18 protein-coding genes and 1 pseudogene are annotated in these 20,496 nt (G+C 69.3%); 10 read left to right on the top strand and 9 right to left on the bottom strand.

Annotated features, from left to right (window positions below; all coding sequences use genetic code 11):
* Nucleotides 1-15: 15 nt before the first annotated feature.
* From IB259_RS04385 to IB259_RS04375, 3 genes are read right to left on the bottom strand one after another with little or no spacing between them, the layout of a single operon-like run.
* Entirely contained in the window at nucleotides 16-1,059 is a 1,044-nt protein-coding gene (locus IB259_RS04385) for a glycosyl hydrolase (RefSeq protein WP_054454580.1), read from the bottom strand.
* A gap of 30 nt (nucleotides 1,060-1,089) precedes the next feature.
* Nucleotides 1,090-1,884, bottom strand: a complete 795-nt coding sequence (locus IB259_RS04380; protein WP_054454582.1) for an SDR family NAD(P)-dependent oxidoreductase — start codon at nucleotides 1,882-1,884, stop codon at nucleotides 1,090-1,092.
* A 31-nt stretch (nucleotides 1,885-1,915) separates the two neighbouring features.
* Complete coding sequence (locus IB259_RS04375) at nucleotides 1,916-3,460, bottom strand: acetolactate synthase large subunit (RefSeq protein ID WP_192327720.1); 1,545 nt, start codon at nucleotides 3,458-3,460, stop codon at nucleotides 1,916-1,918.
* Nucleotides 3,461-3,679: 219 nt separating this feature from the next.
* Here IB259_RS04375 and IB259_RS04370 point away from each other — a divergent pair, with 219 nt between their 5' ends.
* Both IB259_RS04370 and IB259_RS04365 read left to right on the top strand, forming a co-directional pair.
* Nucleotides 3,680-4,444, top strand: coding sequence for an IclR family transcriptional regulator (locus tag IB259_RS04370; RefSeq protein ID WP_054454586.1), 765 nt, complete (start codon nucleotides 3,680-3,682; stop codon nucleotides 4,442-4,444).
* A 29-nt stretch (nucleotides 4,445-4,473) separates the two neighbouring features.
* Nucleotides 4,474-5,304, top strand: coding sequence for a prolipoprotein diacylglyceryl transferase family protein (locus IB259_RS04365; protein WP_192327717.1), 831 nt, complete (start codon nucleotides 4,474-4,476; stop codon nucleotides 5,302-5,304).
* 12 nt (nucleotides 5,305-5,316) lie between these two features.
* Here the strand turns inward: IB259_RS04365 and IB259_RS04360 are convergent, their stop codons facing one another.
* From IB259_RS04360 to IB259_RS04345, 4 genes and pseudogenes are all read right to left on the bottom strand, one after another.
* Nucleotides 5,317-5,640, bottom strand: a complete 324-nt coding sequence (locus IB259_RS04360) for a hypothetical protein (protein ID WP_175180894.1) — start codon at nucleotides 5,638-5,640, stop codon at nucleotides 5,317-5,319.
* Nucleotides 5,637-6,785, bottom strand: coding sequence for a thiolase family protein (locus tag IB259_RS04355; protein WP_054454592.1), 1,149 nt, complete (start codon nucleotides 6,783-6,785; stop codon nucleotides 5,637-5,639). Before IB259_RS04355 ends, IB259_RS04360 begins: the two co-directional genes overlap by 4 nt.
* The gene (locus IB259_RS04350) at nucleotides 6,782-8,095 is read right to left on the bottom strand and encodes an MFS transporter (protein WP_054454595.1); all 1,314 of its coding nucleotides are present in this window, start codon (nucleotides 8,093-8,095) and stop codon (nucleotides 6,782-6,784) included. The genes IB259_RS04355 and IB259_RS04350 overlap by 4 nt, the downstream gene beginning before the upstream one ends.
* Before the next feature lie 36 nt (nucleotides 8,096-8,131).
* Nucleotides 8,132-9,712: pseudogene (locus IB259_RS04345) on the bottom strand (ATP-dependent acyl-CoA ligase); the annotation flags it as partial.
* Nucleotides 9,713-9,834: 122 nt separating this feature from the next.
* On the opposite strand from IB259_RS04345, the gene IB259_RS04340 reads away from it, so the two are divergent.
* Nucleotides 9,835-10,740 (top strand): LysR family transcriptional regulator, encoded by a 906-nt coding sequence (locus IB259_RS04340; protein WP_254593287.1) that lies wholly within the window; start codon nucleotides 9,835-9,837, stop codon nucleotides 10,738-10,740.
* 39 nt (nucleotides 10,741-10,779) lie between these two features.
* Here the strand turns inward: IB259_RS04340 and argC are convergent, their stop codons facing one another.
* Nucleotides 10,780-11,712, bottom strand: coding sequence for an N-acetyl-gamma-glutamyl-phosphate reductase (gene argC, locus IB259_RS04335; protein WP_192327711.1), 933 nt, complete (start codon nucleotides 11,710-11,712; stop codon nucleotides 10,780-10,782).
* Nucleotides 11,713-11,844: 132 nt separating this feature from the next.
* Between argC and IB259_RS04330 the strand changes: the two genes are divergently transcribed.
* Complete coding sequence (locus tag IB259_RS04330; RefSeq protein ID WP_175160735.1) at nucleotides 11,845-12,738, top strand: LysR family transcriptional regulator; 894 nt, start codon at nucleotides 11,845-11,847, stop codon at nucleotides 12,736-12,738.
* On the opposite strand, the gene IB259_RS04325 is transcribed toward IB259_RS04330, so the two are convergent.
* Nucleotides 12,724-14,511: a chloride channel protein gene (locus IB259_RS04325; RefSeq protein ID WP_175180890.1), complete on the bottom strand. Its 1,788-nt coding sequence runs from the start codon at nucleotides 14,509-14,511 to the stop codon at nucleotides 12,724-12,726. The genes IB259_RS04330 and IB259_RS04325 overlap by 15 nt on opposite strands.
* Nucleotides 14,512-14,591: 80 nt before the next feature.
* Between IB259_RS04325 and IB259_RS04320 the strand changes: the two genes are divergently transcribed.
* The 6 genes from IB259_RS04320 (at nucleotide 14,592) to IB259_RS04295 (ending at nucleotide 20,496) form a co-directional block, all read left to right on the top strand.
* Nucleotides 14,592-15,044: a MarR family winged helix-turn-helix transcriptional regulator gene (locus tag IB259_RS04320; RefSeq protein WP_054454602.1), complete on the top strand. Its 453-nt coding sequence runs from the start codon at nucleotides 14,592-14,594 to the stop codon at nucleotides 15,042-15,044.
* A 92-nt stretch (nucleotides 15,045-15,136) separates the two neighbouring features.
* Nucleotides 15,137-16,297 (top strand): HPP family protein, encoded by a 1,161-nt coding sequence (locus tag IB259_RS04315; protein ID WP_370127593.1) that lies wholly within the window; start codon nucleotides 15,137-15,139, stop codon nucleotides 16,295-16,297.
* Nucleotides 16,298-16,361: 64 nt separating this feature from the next.
* On the top strand, nucleotides 16,362-17,801 hold the full coding sequence (locus IB259_RS04310) for an ATP-binding protein (RefSeq protein ID WP_192327708.1): 1,440 nt from the start codon (nucleotides 16,362-16,364) through the stop codon (nucleotides 17,799-17,801).
* Nucleotides 17,802-17,818: 17 nt separating this feature from the next.
* On the top strand, nucleotides 17,819-18,427 hold the full coding sequence (locus IB259_RS04305; protein WP_119451527.1) for a response regulator transcription factor: 609 nt from the start codon (nucleotides 17,819-17,821) through the stop codon (nucleotides 18,425-18,427).
* A 141-nt stretch (nucleotides 18,428-18,568) separates the two neighbouring features.
* Complete coding sequence (locus IB259_RS04300) at nucleotides 18,569-19,054, top strand: heme-binding protein (protein WP_054454605.1); 486 nt, start codon at nucleotides 18,569-18,571, stop codon at nucleotides 19,052-19,054.
* A 68-nt stretch (nucleotides 19,055-19,122) separates the two neighbouring features.
* Nucleotides 19,123-20,496, top strand: coding sequence for a 3-deoxy-D-arabino-heptulosonate 7-phosphate synthase (locus tag IB259_RS04295; RefSeq protein WP_192327705.1), 1,374 nt, complete (start codon nucleotides 19,123-19,125; stop codon nucleotides 20,494-20,496).

Raw genomic sequence — 20,496 nt, 5'->3', positions numbered from 1 at the left:
GTCTCGGGCGGGTTGTCAGTTGATGGACTGGGGGTGCGCGGTCACGGGCGCGGCGTACGGCGTCCAGGCCACGGCGGTGATTTCGCTGAAATCGCGCCATTCCTTGAACCAGCTGCGGCCGCCGTCGGTGGAGCGGAACAGATGGCCGTACTTGGTGCCGGCGAACGCCAGCCGCGGGTCGGCTGCGTGCACGCCGAAGGCCCAGAAGGTGGAATTTGGCGGCGTGTGCAGCAGCGCCGGCTGCCAGTTGCGGCCGCGGTCGGACGAACGGTAGATCCTGCTGCGCGTGCCTGGCGTGCCGTCGCCGATGGCCAGCAGCAGCGTGTCGGGATCGTCCGGCAGCGCCTGCACCGTGCGGGTGTAGTACATGCCGTCAAAGCGCGACTTGGAAGCCACGCCATTCCAGCGCCGGGCGTCGTCCTCGCTGAGATAGACGGAGTTCACCGTCAGCACCATGGCGGTCTTGGGCGCGGCGGCCGTGGCCGGCAGGACAGCTACGCAATGGATGTCGGGGTTGGCGATGGCATCGGCATTGCCTTCATCGTCCTCGCGCGACCAGGTATCGCCGCCGTCGCGGCTGCGCCACAAGCCCCCTTCTTCGACGCCGAACCAGACCTCGCGGCCGTCGTCCGGATCCACGCAGACCGACAGGATGCGCGGGCGGTTCACGCCGCGGCAGAACTCCGGCAGTTCGGGCGACAGGCGCTGCCAGCTGGCGCCGCCGTCCACCGAACGGAACATCGCTGCGCGCGACGGCGCGCCGGTGCCCGCGTACATGCGCCGCGGATCCGTGGGATCGATGGCCATGGCCCAGACGGTCATGCCGTTCATGGGGCTGTCCACCCGCGTGAAATGCGCGCCGCCGTCGGTGCTGACACACATGCCGGCGTCGGCCCCGGCAAAGACGCGGCGCGGGTCGGCCGGGTCCACGGCCAGGCTGCGCACCGTGCCGTCGAACTCGATGGCTTCCTTCAGCCCCAGGCGGTGCCAGGTGGCGCCATCGTCCACGCTGCGCAGTATTCCTTGGCCGGCGGTGCCGACCAGTATCGTGCCTTGCATATCCAGACTCCCCGAATGAGGTTCAGCGGTTCAAAGAAAGATGCCGCGCGTGATGCCGCCATCCACCCCCAGCGATTCGCCGGTGATGGCCCCTGCCCGCGGCGATGCCAGGAACAGCACCGCGTCGGCGATCTCGGCCGGCTGCAGCACCCGGCGTATGGGCGTGGCCTTGGCATAGTTGGCCTCGACCTGGGCGGGGGTCAGCCCCTGCTTGGCGGCTTCCTTTTCGTACAGTTCATGGATGTGGGGCGTCTCGACCACGCCCGGATGGATCACGTTGACCGTGATGCCATGCGGACCCAGCTGGTCCGACAGGGTCTTGGTCATGTGGCAGATGGCCACGTTGCGCATGCCCGAAAGCTGCTTGCTGCCGCGCCCGGTCAGGCCGCCGATGTTGACGATGCGGCCAAAACCGCCCTGGCGCATGTGCGGCGCCGCAGCCTTGGCGCAGCGCATGTAGCCCACGACCTTGATGTTGATGTCTTCCAGCAGGCCTTCGGGATCGGCCTCGTCGATCTCGCTGCGCACCAGGCCGCCGGGATGGGCCGCGCCATTGACCAGGATGTCGATGCGGCCAAAGTGTTCGGCCACGCGCTGCATCATCGCGTTGACCTGGGCGGTGTCCGACACGTCGGCCGCCACGCCCAGCACTTCCACGCCCGTGGCCCGGGTGATTTCAGCCGCCACTTCGTCCAGCTGCGCCTGGCGGCGCGCCACGATGGCCACACGCACGCCCTCGGCGGCCAGCGCTTCGGTCACCGCGCGCCCGATGCCCAGGCTGCCGCCCGTGACCACCGCGACTTTCCCCTTGAGTTGCAAGTCCATGCTTTGATGCTCCTTATATATATGGCGGCGCCTACAGCGCCATCTCGATCAGGACCGGGCCCGGCTGGCGCAGCGCCGATTCCAGCTGCGTGGCCAATTCTTCCGAGGTCGCGGCGCGGCTGGCCTGCACCCCGTAGCTGGAGGCCAGCCCCACCCAGTCGATGCGCGGGCGGTCCAGCGCGGTCAGTTCGGCCGCGCGTTCGCCCAGCACGGCGTTGCCGCGGCGCAGCTCGTTGCGCAGGATGGCGTACTGGTGGTTGGCGGCGATCAGCACCGTGACCGGCAGGTTTTCATGCGCCAGCGACCACAATGCCTGGATCGTGTATTGGGTGCTGCCGTCGGACAGCACGGCCACCACTCGGCGCTGCGGGCAGGCGATGGCGGCGCCCATCGCGACCGGCAAGCCCTGGCCGATGGCGCCGCCGGTATTGGTCAGCACCGTGTGCGGCGCGGCGCCGGCGGACGCGGCATACAGGGGATAGCCGCAGGTGCCGCCTTCGACCGAAACGATGGCGTCTTCGGGCAAGGCCCGCGCCACCACTGCGGCAATGGATTGCGGCGTCAAGGCGCCCGGCGCAGGCTCGGGCAGTAGCGCGGCGGCGGGTTCGAAAGCCGGCGCGCCCGCCAATTCGGCCAGCGCCTCCAGGCGCGAGGCCGCATCCTGGCCGGGAGCGGCCAGTTCCAGCAGGCGTTCCGCCGGCACCAACCGGCTGGGGTGACCGGCATAGCCGAAGTAGGTCACGGGCGGCAGCGCCCCCACCAGCACCACCAGGTCGGCAGCGTCCAGGGCAGCGCGAGCGGGTTCCGGGAAATACGGCAGGCGGTCGAAGTCCGGCAAGCCCCGGCCGCGTTCCGATCTGGCGGGAAAGGTCTCGGCGTAAGCCTTGCCGCTCAGGGCTGCGCACAGGCGCGCGGCCGCAATCTGCGCGCGGCGTCCCAGGCCGCTGGCGGGACCGCCCCCGCCCAGCAGGAACAGCGGCTTTTGCGCGCGGCTCAGGCGCTGCCATGCGGCGGCGGCGTCGAAGGTCTCGGGCTGCGCAGCGGCCTCGGCGGCAGCATCCGCGGAATCCGGCGTCACGCTTTCCGCCTGGAAGTCGGCGGGAAAGATCAGCGTCGCGCCCTGGCCGCCATCGGCCAGGCTGGCCTGCACGGCGGCGCGGGCGGCGCCAGCGGCGTCCTGGGCGGACGCGATGCGCTCCACCCAGCCGGAGACTGGGCGCGCCAGCGACTCGATGTCCGAAGTCAGGGGCGCGTCGCATTCCAGGTGCCAGCTGGCGTGGTCGCCGATGATGTTGACGATGGGGGTGCGGGCGCGCCGCGCATTGTGCAGATTGGCGATGCCATTGGCGAAGCCCGGCCCCAGATGCAGCAGGGTCGCGGCCGGCTTTCCAGCCAGCCGGCCATAACCGTCGGCCGCGCCGGTGCAGACGTTCTCCTGCAGGCCGACCACGCAGCGCATGCCGCGCACCTCCTCCATCGCACGCACCAGGTCCAGCTCGGTCGTGCCGGGATTGGCGAAACAGACTTCCACGCCCTGCTTGCGCAGAGCCTCCAGCAAGGCACTAGCTCCGGTCATGATTACCGCCTCCTTTTTTCGCTACTTTATCGTAATTTGATAAATGTGCAATTTTTTTTGGCGGATTGATGCTGGATAATTTATTAGAATTATCTATTTGATAGTTCTGCGCGGATCTCCTATACGCGCGTGCACGCTGCGCGCGCGGCGGGACGATTTGCCAATACGCGCCCCTTGGTGCACCCTCGCAGCACGTCAGCCTTACAACACCTCACGCACATGAACAGTCTTCGCCGCATGCTCGATGTCCTGGACCTCTTTCAGCCCGACCGGCCGGTCCTGGACGTCGATGCCATCTGCCAGCTGCGCGGCTACGCGCCCGCCACCGCCTACCGCTACGTGCGCGAACTGTGCGCCTGCGGCCTGCTGGTGCGCCTGCCAGCCGGCTACGCGCTGGGTCCGCGCATCATCGCGCTGGATCTGCAGATGCGGGAGTACGACCCCATGCTGACGGTCAGCCGCGACCTGATCGAGGAACTATCCAGCCAGACCGGCCTGGACGTGCTGCTCAGCGCGCGCTACGACGACAAGGTCATCAACGTGCACCAGCAGGCCGGGCGCAATACCCAGGCCCTGAACTTCGGCCGCGGCCGGCACATGCCGCTTTTGCGCAGCGCGACCGCCCGCGTGATCCTGGCCAATCTGGGGCCGCGCCAGTTGCGCCGCGTCTACGACGAACACGCCGATGCACCCGACATGCAGCGGCTGGGCCAGGACTGGAAGTCCTTTTCCCGGGCCATGCTGCAAGTGCGCAAGGCCGGCTATTGCATCTCGTCGGGGGAACTGGATTCCGGCAAGACCGGCATCGCCGCGCCGATCTTCGATGAAGAGAACCATGTGCTGGGCAGCATCACGCTCATCGGCATGCAGGACGCCTTCGCGGCCTTCCGCGAGGACTACCTCGCCGGCCTGACCTGCCGCGCCGCCACCGAAATCACCCGCCGCATCGCGCAGGCGCCGGCCAAGCTGCAGCAGGCAGCCTGATCCCCGCCGCGCCAGTTCCAGATTCACGCATGACGCCCGCCATCCGTATCGGTCCCCTCGTCTTTCCCTCGGACCTGCTGGTTCTCATCGTTGCCGCCGCTATCGGACTGCTGGCCGCCAGGCTGCTGACCCGCGGGCAGGAGTCCCGGCCCGACACCAGTACGGTGTTGTGGCGCGCGCTCATCATCGGCCTGGTCGTCGCCCGGCTCGGCTTTGTCTGGCAGTTCCAGGCCCACTTCATCGAGAATCCGCTCCGGATCCTGGACGTGCGTGATGGCGGCTGGGCCGGTATGGCCGGGCTTGCCGCGGCATGGCTCTACACGCTGTACGCGGCCTTGCGCCGCCAGGCGTCGCGGCCCGCGCTGCTGGGCGCGCTGGCGCTGGCCAGCGCGGTCTGGATAGGCGGCGGGCGGTGGCTGGCGCGCGCGCCGCAGGCCCTGCCCGAGCTGTCCGCGCTCGCCTTGCGTCAGCTGGACGGCACGCCCGCAGCGCTCGCGGCCTACCAGGGCAAACCTACCGTCATCAATCTATGGGCAAGCTGGTGCCCGCCTTGCCGCCGCGAAATGCCCGCATTCACCGCGGCGCAAGCGGCGCATCCCGATGTCAATTTCGTCTTCCTGAACCAGGCCGAAGCGCCGCCGGACGTGACGGCGTTCCTGGCGCAGCACGCGCCGTCGCTGCGCAACGTGCTGCTCGATCCCGCAGGCGCGGCCTCGCGCCAGATGAGCAATCGCGGCCTGCCCGCCACGCTGTTCCTGGACGCCCAGGGACGGCTGGTGGACCTGCGCGTGGGCGAGTTGTCCGCGGCTTCGCTGGCCCAGCGCCTGGAGGCGATCCAGGCGCCGGCCAGCGGCGATTGACGCGTTGGCGCTTCAGATCTGCGGTTCGGCCGCGACGCGGGCCCAAGGCAAAGGCTGCCCGTCCGTATCGCGTTCGAATAGCCACAGGCGCTGGCCCGCATGGGCGGGCGGTTCTTCCAGCCGCACGACCAGGACCGGTCCCGCGGGCAGCGCCCGGACCGTGGCGATGACTGCGGCAGGCGCACCGTTCCGCGAGGGCAATTCGGTCCAGGCCTGCAACTCGGCCTGTTCCACCGCCGCCGCGCGCGCCTGTCCATGGCCGCAAGCCGGGCACCACAGCCGCACGGGATAGACCAGATGGTCGCAGCTGCAACATTGGCTGACGTCGACGCTCATGCTTCCTCCCGCGCCAGCACGGCCGCATTGGCGCACATCCCGTAACGCAGCTGCACCATGCCGTAGCCGGTAGCCACGCCGTGACGCGCGCCGCGCACCTGCCGTTCCCCTGCCTGCCCCAGCAATTGGCGCGCCACTTCGACCAGGCCATGCATGCCGCCGGCGGTGCCCGCCTGCCCGGCGGACAGTTGGCCGCCTGCGGTGTTGACCGGCAAGTCCCGGGTGGCCAGGCGGCGCGCGATGAAGCCAGGCAGGTCATCGATGCTGGCGAAGCCCAGATCGCACAGCTGCGCCAGCGCCATGGCGGGATAGTCGTCGTACACGCTGAGCACATCCATGTCTTCCGGTCCCAGGCCAGCGCGCTGCCAGAGCGCTGGCGCGAACGCCGCGATGCCGGTCTGCAATCCGTCGCCTTCCTGCTGGTCGTCGTTGTAGCGCGCATCGCTGGCCAGCAGCCGCACGCTGATTCCCGCCGGACGCGCGCTCAGCACCAGCGCGCATGCCCCGCTGACCACCGGCACGCAATCCAGGCGTCCCAGCGGCGGCGCGACCATGGGCGCGGCCAGGTATTGCGCCAGGCTCAATGGATCGCGATACGCGGCGTTGGGGTTGCCTGCTGCCCATAGCCGCTGCGCGACGCATAGCGCGCCATAGTCCTCGCGGGCAAGACCGGCGCGCGCCATCTGCCTTTGCGTGAGCATGGCGAACAGGGGATTCGGCCCCTCGCAGCCCAGGGGACTGAGATAGTCCTGCGCGCTGCGGTTGTAGCCGCGTACCAGCCCTGCGAAATCGGCGCCCGTGAAATGGTCTCCCGCGACCAGCACGATCGTCTCGGCCTGCCCGGCCTGCAACGCGAGCCAGGCCTGGCGCAACAGGTTGATGGCGCTGGCGCCGCCCATTTCGTCCTGCATGCACCAGTTCAGCCGCAGTCCCAGGCGCCACGCCAGATCGATCGCGCGGTCGGGGCGCAGCGTGAATGAAGCCACGCCCAGGCCGTCCACATCGCCGGGCTTCAACCCTGCGCCGCGCAGCGCCTGCGCGATCGCCTCGGCCATCAGGCCGGCCGTGCTGGTTCCCGGGCCGGGATGGCGCAGCGAAGGCGTTTCGCCCACGCCGACGATGCCCGGGCCGCGCGCCGCGCTCACGCCGACTCCTGCCGTGGGGGTTCGCGCGTCAGCAGCAAGGTGATCACGGTGACCGCGGCCATGCCCACCAGGAACCACGCCACCGGGGTCGCCGATTCATACTTGCGCAGCAGCGCCATGGCGATCAGCGGCGACAGGCCGCCGGCGAATACAGAAGCCAGTTCATGCCCCAGCGCCAATCCGGTGTAGCGGACCTCTGCGGGAAACAGTTCGGCGAAATACGCCGGCTGGGTGCCGATCATCGCGGCATGGCAGACCGTGTTGCCCAGGAAGAAGGCCAGGAATATCCACACCGGCTCCTTGGTCTGCACCAGCCAGAAGAACGGGAATGCCACCAGCACCAGGCCGGCCGAACCAATCAGGTACACCGTCCGCCGGCCGATGCGATCGGACAGGTGGCCGAACCAGACCAGCGTGCCGAGCTCGATGAACATCGACACCAGCACGCCGCCCAGCATGACGTCGTTGGGTATGCCAAGGAATTTGCCGTAGGCCAGCGCAAACGCCAGGAAGATGTACGACCCGCCGTTCTCGGCCACGCGCAATCCCATCGCGGTAAAGACCTGGCGCGGATAGCGGCGGAACACTTCGACTGCCGGCATGCCACGCTTGGCGGTCTTGGCGGCCTGCACGAATTCATCGCTTTCGGGGATGTGCTTGCGGATGTAGAGGCCCACGCCGAAGATCAGCACGCTCAAGAGGAACGGCAGGCGCCAGCCCCAGCTCATGAAGGCTTCCTGCGGCAGCTGCTGCGCCAGCATGAAGACGCCCGACGACAGCACGAAGCCGCCCGCCACTCCCAATTGGCTGAAGGACGAGAAGTAGCCGCGGCGCTTGCCCCCGACCGCCTCGCTGATCAGCAGCACGCCCCCGCCCCACTCGCCGCCCGCGGCCGCGCCTTGCAGGATGCGCAACACCACCATGGCAACCGGCGCCCAGAAGCCGACCTGATCATAGGTAGGCAACAGCCCGATCAGGAAGGTGGCGGCGCCCATCAAGCCCAGGGTCCATTCCAGCGCCAGCTTGCGGCCGTAGCGGTCGCCGATATGGCCGAAGATCACGCCGCCCAGCGGCCGCGCCAGGAAGCCGACCGCAAAGCCGGCAAACGCCCCCATGGTGCCCAGCAGCGGGTCGGTGCCCTTGGGAAAGAACAGTTCGCCGAACACCAGCGCCGCCGCCGTGCCGTAGATGAAGAAGTCATACCATTCCATCGCGTTGCCCGCGACGGACGCCATCACCACGCGCCGCGTGCGTTTTCTGCGCGCATCGTCGCCAGCGGCCGCGGCCGCCCCTTTGTATGCCATCGTCATTGCCGCCCCTAGTCTGTTTGAATGGATTGATGACGCTCAGCGCGCCACGCGATAGCCGGCGGCGTCGCGGTCCCAGGCGTCGCCGGTAATGCCCTCGTCCCGCAAGCGGAACTTGCGGATCTTGCCGTTCTCGGTGCGCGGCAAATCGTCCAGTACGCGCAGATAGCGCGGCACGGCGAAATACGGCATACGGGGCTGGCAGAAGTCCAACAGCGTCTCGGGCGCGATGGCCTGCCCGGTCTTGTAGACCAGCGCCGCCATGACCTCGTCTTCCGCCAGATCGGAACGCACCGCGTAGACCGCCACGGCGGCAACCGCCGGATGCGCCAGCAGCACCTGCTCCACCTCGTACGAGGAAATGTTCTCGCCGCGTCGGCGGATGGCGTCCTTCGTGCGGTCCAGGAAGCGGAAATAGCCGTCCGCATCGCGCACCACCCGGTCGCCCGTGTGGAACCAGAGATTGCGCCAGGCTTCCACCGTCTTGTCGTCCATGCCGAAATAACCGGTGGCGATGGCGTATGGGATGTGCGAGCGCAACAGCAATTCGCCCGGCGTGCCGTCTGGCACCGCCGCGTCGTGCTCGTCAGCCGCCATCGCATCGAATTCGGGCGCGACGCGCCCCATCGTGCCCGGCCGCTGCTCGTCCAGCGTGCCGCCCAGCGCGAAGTTGGTTTCGGTCGAGCCGTAGCCTTCCAGCAGCGCGATGCCCGTGCGTTCGGCGAATGCCGCATGGAAGCGTTCGGGCACCCCGGGCGCCAGCGCAATCCGCGCGCGCTGACGCCGTTCGGCTGCGGCAGGCGGCTGCGCCAGCAGCATGGGCACCATGGCGCCCAGCAGATAGGTCACCGTGGCGCCCGTGGCCTCCAGCCGGTCGAAATAGCGGCTGGCCGAGAAGCGCTCGTCGCAGATGATGGTCGCGCCCGTGACCAGCGCCTGGAAGCAGGCGTTCAGGGCATTGGTATGGAACAGCGGCAGGCTCGTGTAGAGCACGTCGCTCTCGGCGATTTCCAGGTTGCGCGCGGCGATCCTGCCCCACCAATAGAACTGCGCGTGCGGACAGCACACGCCTTTGGACAGGCCTGACGTGCCCGAGGTGTACAGGATGGCCAGCGTATCTCCCGGCCCGAGGTCGGCTGCCGGCGGCAGCGGCGTGTCCGGTGCGGGAGGAGGCGGACACGCTTGCACCGGCAGCGCGTCGGCGTAGCCGTCCAGCAGCCAGATGCGGTGCAAGGCCAGGGGCTGCATGTCCAGTGCAGCCAGCGCCGGACAGGACGCGGCGTCGGCCACCAGCAAGCGGCAACCGCTGTTGGCCAGGATGTGCTGCAACTGCATGCCGCGCGACGCCGTGTTGATGGGCACCACCACCGCCCCCAGCCAGCCGCAGCCCAGCACGATGGACAGGAATTCATGCCGGTTGCCGGCCATCAGCCCGACCCGGTCGCCCCGGGCGACGCCGGCCGAAGCCAGGCGCGCGGCCCAGTCCGCTGCATGCCCGGGAGCATCGCCGTAGCGCAGTGCGCCGCCTGGCGCCTGCACCCATGTGCGCTCGCCCCATCGGGCGCCCTGCTCCAGCAACAACGACGGCAGTGTCAACGCATGCATGGCGGTGCTTCCCCTGTGTTGCGGCCATCGGCAAGCGTTGCCCCAGCCTTATGAAATTAGTCTAGGAATCAACTATTTATATGTCAAATTTATGGATATTATTTATCTTATAAATCAAGCTGATATGAGAGGCATGCGTGGACTTCGATCTGAACCTCATGCGGGTTTTCCTGACCGTGCTGCAGGAACGCAGCGTCACGCGCGCGGCGCAGCGCCTGAACCTGACGCAGCCCGCCGTGAGCTACGCGCTGGCGCGCTTGCGCGAAAAATTCGACGACCCCCTGTTCGCGCGCACGGCGTCCGGCATGCAGCCCACGCCGGTCGCGTTTGCCCTGGCCGACCCCATAGAGCGCGGCATGAACAGCTTTGCGGAAGCGGTCAACCTGCGGCAGCGCTTCGAGCCCGCAAGCAGCACCCGGCGCTTTCGCCTGTCCATGTCCGATATCGGTGAAATGGTGTTCCTGCCGTCATTGATGGAACGCGTGCACGCCCTGGCGCCGCGCCTGCAGGTGGAAGTATTGGAGATCCCGCTGGAACGGCTGCCGCAGGCGCTGAAAGACGGCGAGGTCGATCTCGCCATCGGCAACCTGGCCGGGCTGGGCAGCGAGACCTGCCACGCGGAACTGTTCAGCGAACGCTACACCTGCATGGGCAGGCGCGGCCATCCGGTGTTGTCGGCGGGCCTCACCCGTAGCCAATACAAGCGCCTGGACCACATCCTGGTGGCCTCGCGCGCCAGCGCCCACCGCTTGCTGGACGACGTGCTGAGCGAGGCCGGCCTGCCGCGCAGGCCATATCTGACCTTGCCGCATTTCTCGGCGGCCGCCGAGATCGTGCGGCGCACCGATCTCACCATGACCCTGCCGCTGCGGGCCGCGATCTGGTTCAACCACGACGACGCGTTCCAGATACGCCCGCTGCCCATCGCGCTGCCGCCGCTGTCCGTGACGGTGCATTGGCACGCGCGCTTCGAAAGCGATCCGGGCACCGTCTGGCTGCGCCGCCTGGTGGTGGAGACGCTGGCGGACCGGGCTACGGCCTGAGCCAGCGCGGGCCGTTGCGGCAGCCCAGGGCCATGGTGGTTATTTCAGCGCGGCCAGCATCAGGTCCAGGTTCTGCACCGCCGCGCCCGACGCGCCCTTGCCCAGGTTGTCGAAGACCGCCGTCAGCAACACCTGGCCGTGCTGCGCATTGCCGTACACGGCCAGGCGCAGGTCGTTGGTGCCATTGAGCGCCTGCGGATCCAGGTGCGTATGGGCGGCCGCGTCCTGCGGCGCCACGACCTGCACATGGCGCGCGCCCTCGTAATGCTGCTGCAGGCAGGCGTGCAGGCGTTCCATGTCGACGCCCGCCGGCAGCAGGCGCAACTGCAGCGGCACGGTCAGGACGATGCCCTGGCGATACGCGCCGTAGGCCGGCACGAACACCGGCCGCTGCGTCAGGCCCGCATGCCGCTCGATCTCGGGCGTGTGCTTGTGCGCCAGGCCCAGGCCGTAGAGCTGGAACGCCGGTCCCGGCGCGCCGTCCGCGGCTTCGTAGGTGTCCACCGCCGCGCGCCCGCCGCCCGAATAGCCTGATACCGCGTGCACCACCACCGGATAGTCGGCCGGCACCAGCCCGGCCCGCACCAGCGGACCCAGCAACGCGACCGCGCCCGTGGGATAACAACCCGGGTTGCTGACCCGCAGCGCCTGGGCGATCAGTCCGGCCTGCTCCGCGTTCATTTCCGGAAAGCCATAGACCCAGCCGGGCGTCGTGCGGTGGGCGGAACTGGCGTCTATCACCCGTACCGCGGGATTGACGATGGACGCGGCAGCCTGACGCGCCGGTTCGTCCGGCAGGCAGAGAATGGCGATGTCGCAGCCGTTGATCGCCTGCGCACGGCGTTGCGGGTCCTTGCGTTCCGCCTCGGGCAGCGTCAGCAGCCGCAGGTCCGTGCGCCCATGCAGGCGTTCATGGATCTGCAGGCCGGTGGTGCCCTGGTCGCCGTCGATGAAAACTAGAGGTTGGGTCATGGCGCTTGCGTCCTGGATCAAAGGCGCGCCGGAAGGGGTTCCGGGCGCAGGACTCCATCATCGGCTGGACTGGCAGATAACAAAAGTCGAATATCATGACTATCCAATTCAGCTTTCCTGAACGACACCGCCATGCGTGAAATCAGCCTGGACCGCCTGCGCACCCTGGTTGCCATTGCCGACCTGGGCTCGTTCGCCGACGCGGCGCGCGCGCTGCATCTGGCCCCGCCCACCGTCAGCCTGCATGTGGCCGACCTGGAGGAGCGCATTGGCGCGCCGCTGCTCACGCGCAAGCGCGGCCAGGTCCGCCCCACCGCCATCGGCGAAACCCTGCTGGAACGCGCGCGCCGCCTGCTGGCCGATGCCGACCAGGCGCTGGACGACGTGCAGCGGCAGGTGCAGGGCTTGTCCGGGCGCGTGCGGCTGGGGGCTTCCACCGGCGCCATAGCCCACTTGCTGCCGCAGGCCCTGGAAACGCTGGGGCGCAACCATCCCGGCATTGACGTGCAAGTGGCTGTGCTGACTTCGCAGGAAACGCTCCTGCGCCTGGCCGACAGTTCGCTGGACGTGGGCCTGGTGGCCCTGCCCCAGCCGCCGCTGGAAGGCCTGGTGTTGCGCCCCTGGCGGCGCGACCCGGTCATGGCCTTCCTGCCCGCCAGCTGGAAAGCGCCCGCGCGCCTGACGCCGGCCTGGCTGGCCGAACGGCCGCTGATCCTGAACGACGCCAGCACGCGGCTGTCGCGCCTGACGGGCGAATGGTTCGCCGCCGCCGGCCTGAACCCGCGCGCCCGCATCCAGCTGAATTACAACGACGCCATCAAGAGCCTGGTGGCCGCGGGCTACGGCGCCACGCTGCTGCCGCACGAGGCCACCGCGCCGCAGCCGGATCCGCGCATCGAGATGCGCGCGCTGCGGCCGGCCCTTTGGCGCCCGCTGGGCATCGCGCACCGCGCCGGGCAGGTGGAGCAAGCCACCCGGCACGTGCTGGACGTATTGTGGGAGCTGCGCGCCTCACCCGCCCGCTGAAGGCGTGCGGCGGAAGTACGCGGTGCGCTGGCTTTCCTCGCGCAGCCGCCGCGCGCGCGAGCGGAACAGGTCCTTGCGCCCCACGATGCCCACCAGCCGGCCGTTGGCCCGGTCCAGGATGGGTATGCGGCCGGCGCCGGTCAGCGCCATGCGGTCGGCGATCTGGCTGGCCAGTTCCTCGGGATGGCCGTACACCAGGTCGCGGCCTTGCAGGGCCTCGGCCAACGTACGCCCGGTCTGCTCGTCGTCGATGGCCCAGGCCAGCGTATCGGCGCGCGTGACTTCGCCTACCACCACGCCTTCGGCATCCAGCACCGGATAGCTGGTATGCACCGGCTGCGCCGTCGTGAAATGCGCGATGGCCTGCGCCACCGTCCAGTCGGCCGGCAGCGTCTGGACCGGCGTGGTCATCACCTGGCTGACCCGGAGCAGGTCGAAGGGATCCACGCGGTATTCGCGGCTGATATGGTGGCCTCGCCGCGCGATCTTCTCGGTCAGGATGGAACGCTTGAGCAGCAGCACTGTCATCCCATACGCGAACACGCAGGCGGCCAATACTGGCAGCAGCGCGCCCATGTCGCCGGTCAGTTCCACCGCGAACAGGGTCGCGGTCAGCGGCGCGCGCATGGTGCCGCCCATCATTGCGGCCATGCCCAGCAGCGCCCAGAAGCCCGGATCGGCCTGCGGCAGCAACGGCGTGGCCAATGCCCCCAACGCGCCGCCGAATATCAGCAGCGGCGCCAGCACCCCGCCCGAGGTCCCCGAACCCAGCGCGACGGACCAGATGATGACCTTGACCGCCAGAAGCAGCAACACGGCCTGGAATGCCAGGTCGCCCGCCAACAGATGGCGGATGTTGTCGTAGCCCACGCCCAGCGCCGCTGGCTCGATCAAGCCACCCAGGCCGATCACCAGGCCGCCGAAGGCCGGCCACCACATCCAGTGCAGCGGCAGTTTTTCGAACAGGTCCTCGGCCGCATAGACCATGGAGGTCAGCACGCCCGATCCCAGCCCGGCCAGCACGCCCACGGCGGCGCAGGCCAGCAGATGCGCGGGCGTGAACCCCAGCGAACCCGAATACGCGAATATCGGTCCGCCATCCAGTACGAAGGCGCGCGTGGCCGCCGCCACCAGCGCCGCCATCGCCACCGGCAGGAAGCTGCGCGGCTTCCATTCGAACAGCAGCAGCTCAACCGCCAACAGCACCGCCGCCAAGGGCGTGGCAAAGATGGCCGTCATGCCCGCGGCCGCGCCGGCCACCAGCAGGGTCTTGCGTTCGCCGTCGTCCAGGTGGATGGTCTGCGCCAGCAGCGAGCCGATGGCGCCGCCCGTCATGATGATCGGGCCTTCGGCCCCGAACGGGCCGCCCGTGCCGATGGAGATGGCGGAAGACACGGGCTTCAACACCGCCACCTTGGGCTGGATGCGACTCTTGCCGATCAGGATGGCTTCCATCGCCTCCGGAATCCCGTGGCCGCGGATCTTTTCCGAACCGTAGCGCGCCATGAAGCCGATGATGAGGCAGCCCACCACCGGAATGGCGACTGAAGCCAGGCCCAGGTGGCCTGTCGTGATGGGCTGGTCCTTGAACGAGAACTGCTGGTGGTACGCCAGATTGGTGCACAGCGCGATCAGCCGCAGCAGGGCCCAGGCCGCGGCTACGCTGGCCAGGCCGACCGGGATGGCCAGGCCCATGAGCAGGACCACGCGTTTGTCCGTGGTGAAGTCGCCCAGGCGCAGCGCGGCCCGGGCGGAGGAAGAAGTGGGAGGCATGTTCGAAGACGGGAAGAATTGCGCAGGGATTTGCGAAATGTCATATATATCGTATCACGACATATATTAGAATCGCCCAGGTGAAACCGCCCTCGCCCCCACCCCAGCTGACCGCCACGGACTACGAGCTCCTGGCCGACTTCCGCTATGCGCTGCGCCGCTTTGCCGCCTTCAGCGAAAACGCCGCCGCCGGACTGGACCTGATGCCGCAGCAGCACCAGGCCCTGCTCGCCATCAAGGGCACGCGCAAGAACGTCCCTGGCCGCCGCGGCTTGTACGTGGGCGAAATCGCCGAACGCCTCCTGATCCGGCCCCACACCGCCGCCGAACTGGTGGGCCGGCTGGCGCGCCTGGATCTGGTCAGCCGCGAGGCGGACCCCGAGGACGGCCGCCGCGTAGAGGTCGTGCTGACCGCGAAGGCCGAGCGCATGCTCGAAGACCTCTCGGCCTCCCACCTGGAAGAGCTACGCGCCATGCGCCCGCTGCTGACGCGCCTGCTGACCCGCATCGGCGACGACTCCGGCAACGCCTGATCCACGCGCTGCTGCATAAGCTTATGCAGCGCAGCTTTGCCTCGCGTGATAAATTGTCGCCCCGCGACATATCGATGCGCGAGGAGATCGTTTTGGGTGTAGCAATCAAGCGCTGGCTGGGCTCGTTCGCGCCAGCCCCGGTGGGCGTCAACGGACGCGAGAAGCTCTACGGCGTGCTGGGCGCGCTGCTTGGCCTGTTCTGCACGGAATGGGTGGGCCGCCACGCGCTGGGCGACGCCAGCCCCTGGTTCATCGCCCCCATGGGCGCGTCCGCCGTGCTGCTGTTCGCCGCCCCAGCCAGTCCGCTCGCTCAGCCCTGGTCCATCATGGCCGGCAATCTGGTATCGGCCCTGATCGGCGTCTTCTGCGCCCAGTTCATCCCTGTGCCCGGCGTGGCTGCCGCCGTGGCGGTGGCGCTGGCCATTGGCGCCATGTTCTCTTTGCGCTGCCTGCATCCGCCCAGCGGCGCAGTGGCGCTGACCGCCGTGCTGGGCGGCCCCGCGGTCGCCAGCCTGGGCTACGGCTTTGCGCTCTGGCCCGTGGCGCTGAACTCCGCCATCCTGCTGTGCATCGCCGTGGTCTTCAATGGCGCGCTCAAGCGCAATTATCCGCGCCGCCACGCCGACCCGGCCGCTGGCCACAACACCCGCGACCTCGCGCCCAGCGCCCGCCTGGGCTTCAGTCTGGCCGACCTGGACGACGCGCTCACGCAGCGCGGCGAGCTGCTGGACATCAGCAAGGAAGACCTGGAAGAAATCGTCCTGGCCGCGGAAATGCGCGCCAGCGTGCGCCGCTTCGGCGACGTGCATTGCGCCGACATCATGTCGCGCGACGTAGTCACGGTACAGGCCCAGGACCCGCTGGACTACACCGTGCGCCTGTTCGACAAGCATCGCCTGCAGGCATTGCCGGTGCTGGATTCGGCCGGCCGCTACGCCGGCATGGTCAGCCAGGGCGACGTGCTGGCGCGCCGGACCCGGCTGGCTGCCGTCGCCGCCGATGCGGATGCCGCGCCCGACCTGCTGGTGGCCGACTGCATGCGCAGCGAAGTGCCTTTCGCCACCCCCGGCCTGCCCGTCATCGAGCTGGCCCGCCCCATGTCGGACAGCCTGCATTGCGTGCCGGTGCTGGATGAAGCGCGCAACCTGGTCGGACTGGTGACGCAATCGGACCTGGTGGCGGCGCTGTACCAGATCGCGCTCGCGGCCAGCTCGCAGGCGCCGGACCCGGACGCCCAGCGGCTGGCGGCCTGAGCGCCCACCCCTCCGTAGCCCTACGGATTCCTGCCCGCGTTGGCCGCAAGGCATAATTTCAGGCGTGAATCCCCTATCGCGCGCTCGCGCCTTCTTCTGCTGGCTGGTCCTGTTCACCTTCGGCGCCCTCTGGATCGGGCGGCAGGACTATGTGGACCAGTACGAACGCTTCACCCAGAGCACCAGCGTGGCGCAGCGCATGCTGAGCCAAAAAACGGTGCAGCATGAAGCCGTGCTGGCGACGCTGGCCGCCCTTTCCCATCCCCCTGCTCCGGAACGCCTTTATCCCAGCCTGCGGCCGGCCATGCCCCAACTGCTGGGGCTGGGCTACCTGCCCGGCGGCGCCTGGAGCGGCAGCGTGGCGGAACCTCCGGGCCTTGCGGCCGCCGTCGACCGCGCGCGCGGCCAGGGCCGGCCGGTGACGCTGCCAGTGGACAGCGCCCGCTACTGGCTGGTGGCGCCCTCGGGCTGGAGCCTGCTGCTGGACGCCAGCCAGCTGATACCCGCGGCCGACTTTCCTCCCGGCCTTGCCAACCTCACCCTGACGGTGGACCAGACCCCGCTGCGGCTGCTGGACAAGCAGCCCGACGCCGGCAGCCTCGGCTGGCCGCTGGCCCTGCAAAAGCCGCTGGGCGCGGCCAGCCAACCCTTCCAGATGCGCAGCACGCGCACGCTGACGCCCGGCGCCTGGCCCTGGGCCACCTGGCTCGCCTGGGGCCTGGCCAGCGCGCTGCTGGTGGCCGGCGCCGCGGCGTGGCAGCGCTCGCGCGCCCAGGCCCGCCGCCACCAGGAACAACTGCGCCTGGGCGCCATGGCGCGCCTGAGCACGCTGGGCGAAATGGCCGCCGGCATCGCCCATGAACTGAACCAGCCGCTGACCGCCATCCTGGCCCAGACCCGCGCCGCCGAGCGGCTGCTGGACGACGAAGAGGAACGCCCCGCCGTGCGCCACGCGCTATTGGCCAGCGCCGAACAGGCCAAGCGCGCGGCCGAAATCATCAGCCGCATGCGCGCCCTGGTGCAGCCCAGCTCGCCCGCCCGGCGCGAGGCGCTGGACCCCGACGCCTTGGTGGCGTCGCTGCGCTTTCTGCGCGAAACGGAACTGGCCCGGCTAGGCATACGGCTGAGCTGGCACAACGCCAGCCCAGGCGTGCGGCCGCTCGGCGACCGCGTGGCCCTGGAGCAGATCCTGCACAATCTGGTGCAGAACGCCGCCGATGCGCTGGCCGACGTTCCCGGACCGCGCCAGATCTTGCTGGAAGGCCGCGCCGATGGCGACGCCTACCTGTTCAGCGTCAGCGACACCGGCCCCGGCATCGCCGCCGACGCGCTGCCGCGCCTGTTCGCTCCCTTCTACACCACGCGGCCGCAAGGCATGGGCCTGGGCCTGGCGCTGTGCGACACGCTGGCCGGCTCCATGGACGGCCGTATCGCCGCGCGCAATCTCAGCCCGGCAGGCGCCTGCTTCACGGTCAGCCTGCCGCGCGCCGCCGCCGCCGCATGATGACGCAGGAATCTCCCATGTTCGAACAATCCCCGCTGGTCTATCTGGTCGATGACGACGACGCCGTGCGCGACGGCCTGGCGCTGCTGCTGCGCAGCGTCGGCCTGCGCAGCGAGGGCCATGGCGACCCGCAGGCCTTCCTGGCCCGGTTGCACCCGCAGGCCATCGGCTGCGTGGTCCTGGACATCCGCATGCCCGGCATCAGCGGCCTGGACGTGCTGAGCCGGCTGGCCGAGCAATCGGACCTGCCCGTGGTCATGCTGACCGGCCACGCCAACGTGGACCTGTGCCGCCGCGCGTTCAAGGGTGGCGCCATGGAATTCCTGCAAAAGCCCGTGGACGACGACGTCTTCCTGGACGCCGTGCAGGCCGCCGTGCGCACCCACATCGCCAGCCGCGAAAAACTCGCCGTGACGCAGGCCGCGCAGGAACGGCTGGACAAGCTTTCCGGCCGCGAACGCGATGTGCTGGAACGCGTCGTGCAAGGCCTGAGCAATAAGGAGATCGCGCGCGAATTCGACCTGTCGCCGCGCACGGTGGAGACCTACCGCGCCAACGTCTTCGCCAAGCTGGAAGCGGACAACCTGGCCGGACTGATCCGCGAATACGCAGGGCTGCTGGCCTGAAGGCTGTCGACGCTGCGGGCAGCCTTGCGCAGCCTCCCTCCGTAGCCCTACGGAGGCCCCAGCGTAGCCGACCGAATACCGCCGATCGGCCGTCATCTTTAATCTGTCTGTTCCTGTCACCGACCCACTAAGGACACAGACATGTCGCCCAAATTCATCGCTTTCGCCGCCCTGTTCGCCTGCGCCGGCGCCGCCAACGCCGCCGTGCTCAACGAGAGCAACCTGTCCATGGCCGACGCGCAGAAGCTGGCGACGGCCACCGTCGCCGCCTGCCAGGCCAAGGGCTACAACGTGAGCGCCTCGGTCGTGGACCGCGCCGGCCTGCTCAAGGCCTTCGCCCGCGCCGATAATGCCGGCCCGCACACCATCGAAGCCAGCCGTGCGAAAGCGTTTACCGCCGCGTCCGCCAAGACCCCGACGCTGACGATGCTGGAAAACGTCCAGAAGAATCCCGCCGCAGCCACCCTGACCGACATTCCGGGCTTCCTGGTGCTGGGCGGCGGCGTGCCCGTAAAGGCCGGCTCGGCCGTGATCGGCGCCATCGGCGTGGCGGGCGCACCCGGCGGCAACCTGGACGCGCAATGCGCCGACACCGCCTTGCAGGAAAACGCCGCGCTGTTCAAGTAAGAAGCCGCTGCCGGCCAGGGCGCGGTGCGTTTGCCGCGCCGGCGGCATCGCGGTAGGCTTGGGGCGCCATGCCCCAGCCGCCCTCCCTATCCCTGCTCGACGCCATCCTGCGCCGCACCGCCCGGCGCTATCGCGTGCCGGCCATTTCCCGCATCCCCACGGAAGACGCCCCGCCCGCGACCGCTCTGGCCGTCGCCATCGAACAGGCGCGCCAGTCGGTCGAAGATGGCGCCGCGCCGCCGGCCGCGGTCGAGCGAGCCTTTCTCGACGCCCTGGCGCGCCTGATCCGCGACGCCATGCGCGAGTCCGACGGCGATCCGGCATTCCAGGCCATGCTGCTGCGGCACCGCCTGCCGCTCGTGCGCGAGTATGCCTCCCTGGCCGCGCGCGCAGCCCAGGACCGCCGCGAGATCATTGCCGCCGCCAACGCAGTCGCCCATCCCGCCAAGCTTGAACGCATGCCGGCAGGCCCCGCGCGCGACGCCATGGCCGCCTTGCAGGCTGCGGCAGCATCCGACTCCTGGACGGCGCTGCCCGATGCCGCGCGCCGGCTTCTTGGTTTGTCCGCCGAAGCCCAGCCGGCCTCTGCCGCTCTCGACCGTCTGCTCGCCAGCCCCGCGCTGGATCATCTGCAACGCCTGGACGTCCTGACGGCCGACAGCGACGTGCGCCGCTACCGCGCCTTGTGGGAACAGCAAGGCCCGCGCCCGGGCAGCGCCAGCGCCCTGGCCGAAGGCAACGCCTCGCGGTTGCGCGGCGACGCCGTCGAGGCGCAAGCGCTGCAAGCGCTCCAGGCCCTGGCACGCCGCCTCAACGACGCCGATGGCAGCCCAGCCTACCAGGCCGTGTCGTCCATGCGCGTACCGCCTTCGATGCCCGCCAACGCCGACCGCGCCAAGACCGAATGGGATGCCGCGCTGCTGCGCCAGGCGGAAGGCGATGGCGGGCCGCCGGCCTGGGACCTGTGCCTGCTTCTCGAAGCCAAGGCCTCGGCCGACGCAGCCGCCACCGACTTCCCGCGCCTGTTGCGCGGGCTGCGCCTGCTGGCGCAAGCCGATCCGCGGACCGACTACGCCTTCAGTACGCGCCAGGGCCGGTTCCCCCTGCGCGGCGCGGCGCTGCGGGCGTTGCCGGCCGAAGGCCCGCGGCTCGATACCACCGTGCTCTATGTCTGCGATGGCCCGGCAGACGCGATCCCGCGCCTGCTCAGCGCCGCCAGCCGCATGCAGCTGCTATCCGCGCCGCCCAGCCTGGAGTATGCCGGTCTGCTGGCGCAGGGCCTGGACGCAGCCCGCGATACCTTGGAGCCCGTCTGGCAACAGCTGCTGCAATCGGCGCAATGGACCGGCGTGCTGCAGCAGTACCCGACGCTATGCCAGGCGCGCGAACTGATGGCGCACCCGGATGACCTGATGGCCGCGATCAAAGGCACTGCACGCTGA

Origin of the sequence: Achromobacter sp. ACM04 (assembly GCF_014851465.1) — a bacterium.
In the GTDB taxonomy this organism is placed as follows: Bacteria; Pseudomonadota; Gammaproteobacteria; order Burkholderiales; family Burkholderiaceae_B; genus Achromobacter; species Achromobacter aegrifaciens.
Note: the sequence above shows the minus strand (reverse complement) of the source record. Positions and strands in the feature narration are given on the sequence as shown.

Coding starts and splice junctions, on each gene's coding strand:
- IB259_RS04305 (WP_119451527.1), top strand. CDS start 17,819: ATGTTCGAACAATCCCCGCTGGTCTATCTGGTCGATGACGACGACGCC.
- IB259_RS04325 (WP_175180890.1), bottom strand. CDS start 14,511: ATGCCTCCCACTTCTTCCTCCGCCCGGGCCGCGCTGCGCCTGGGCGAC.
- IB259_RS04365 (WP_192327717.1), top strand. CDS start 4,474: ATGACGCCCGCCATCCGTATCGGTCCCCTCGTCTTTCCCTCGGACCTG.
- IB259_RS04330 (WP_175160735.1), top strand. CDS start 11,845: ATGCGTGAAATCAGCCTGGACCGCCTGCGCACCCTGGTTGCCATTGCC.
- IB259_RS04385 (WP_054454580.1), bottom strand. CDS start 1,059: ATGCAAGGCACGATACTGGTCGGCACCGCCGGCCAAGGAATACTGCGC.
- IB259_RS04360 (WP_175180894.1), bottom strand. CDS start 5,640: ATGAGCGTCGACGTCAGCCAATGTTGCAGCTGCGACCATCTGGTCTAT.
- IB259_RS04375 (WP_192327720.1), bottom strand. CDS start 3,460: ATGACCGGAGCTAGTGCCTTGCTGGAGGCTCTGCGCAAGCAGGGCGTG.
- IB259_RS04380 (WP_054454582.1), bottom strand. CDS start 1,884: ATGGACTTGCAACTCAAGGGGAAAGTCGCGGTGGTCACGGGCGGCAGC.
- IB259_RS04295 (WP_192327705.1), top strand. CDS start 19,123: ATGCCCCAGCCGCCCTCCCTATCCCTGCTCGACGCCATCCTGCGCCGC.
- IB259_RS04300 (WP_054454605.1), top strand. CDS start 18,569: ATGTCGCCCAAATTCATCGCTTTCGCCGCCCTGTTCGCCTGCGCCGGC.
- argC (WP_192327711.1), bottom strand. CDS start 11,712: ATGACCCAACCTCTAGTTTTCATCGACGGCGACCAGGGCACCACCGGC.
- IB259_RS04350 (WP_054454595.1), bottom strand. CDS start 8,095: ATGACGATGGCATACAAAGGGGCGGCCGCGGCCGCTGGCGACGATGCG.
- IB259_RS04370 (WP_054454586.1), top strand. CDS start 3,680: ATGAACAGTCTTCGCCGCATGCTCGATGTCCTGGACCTCTTTCAGCCC.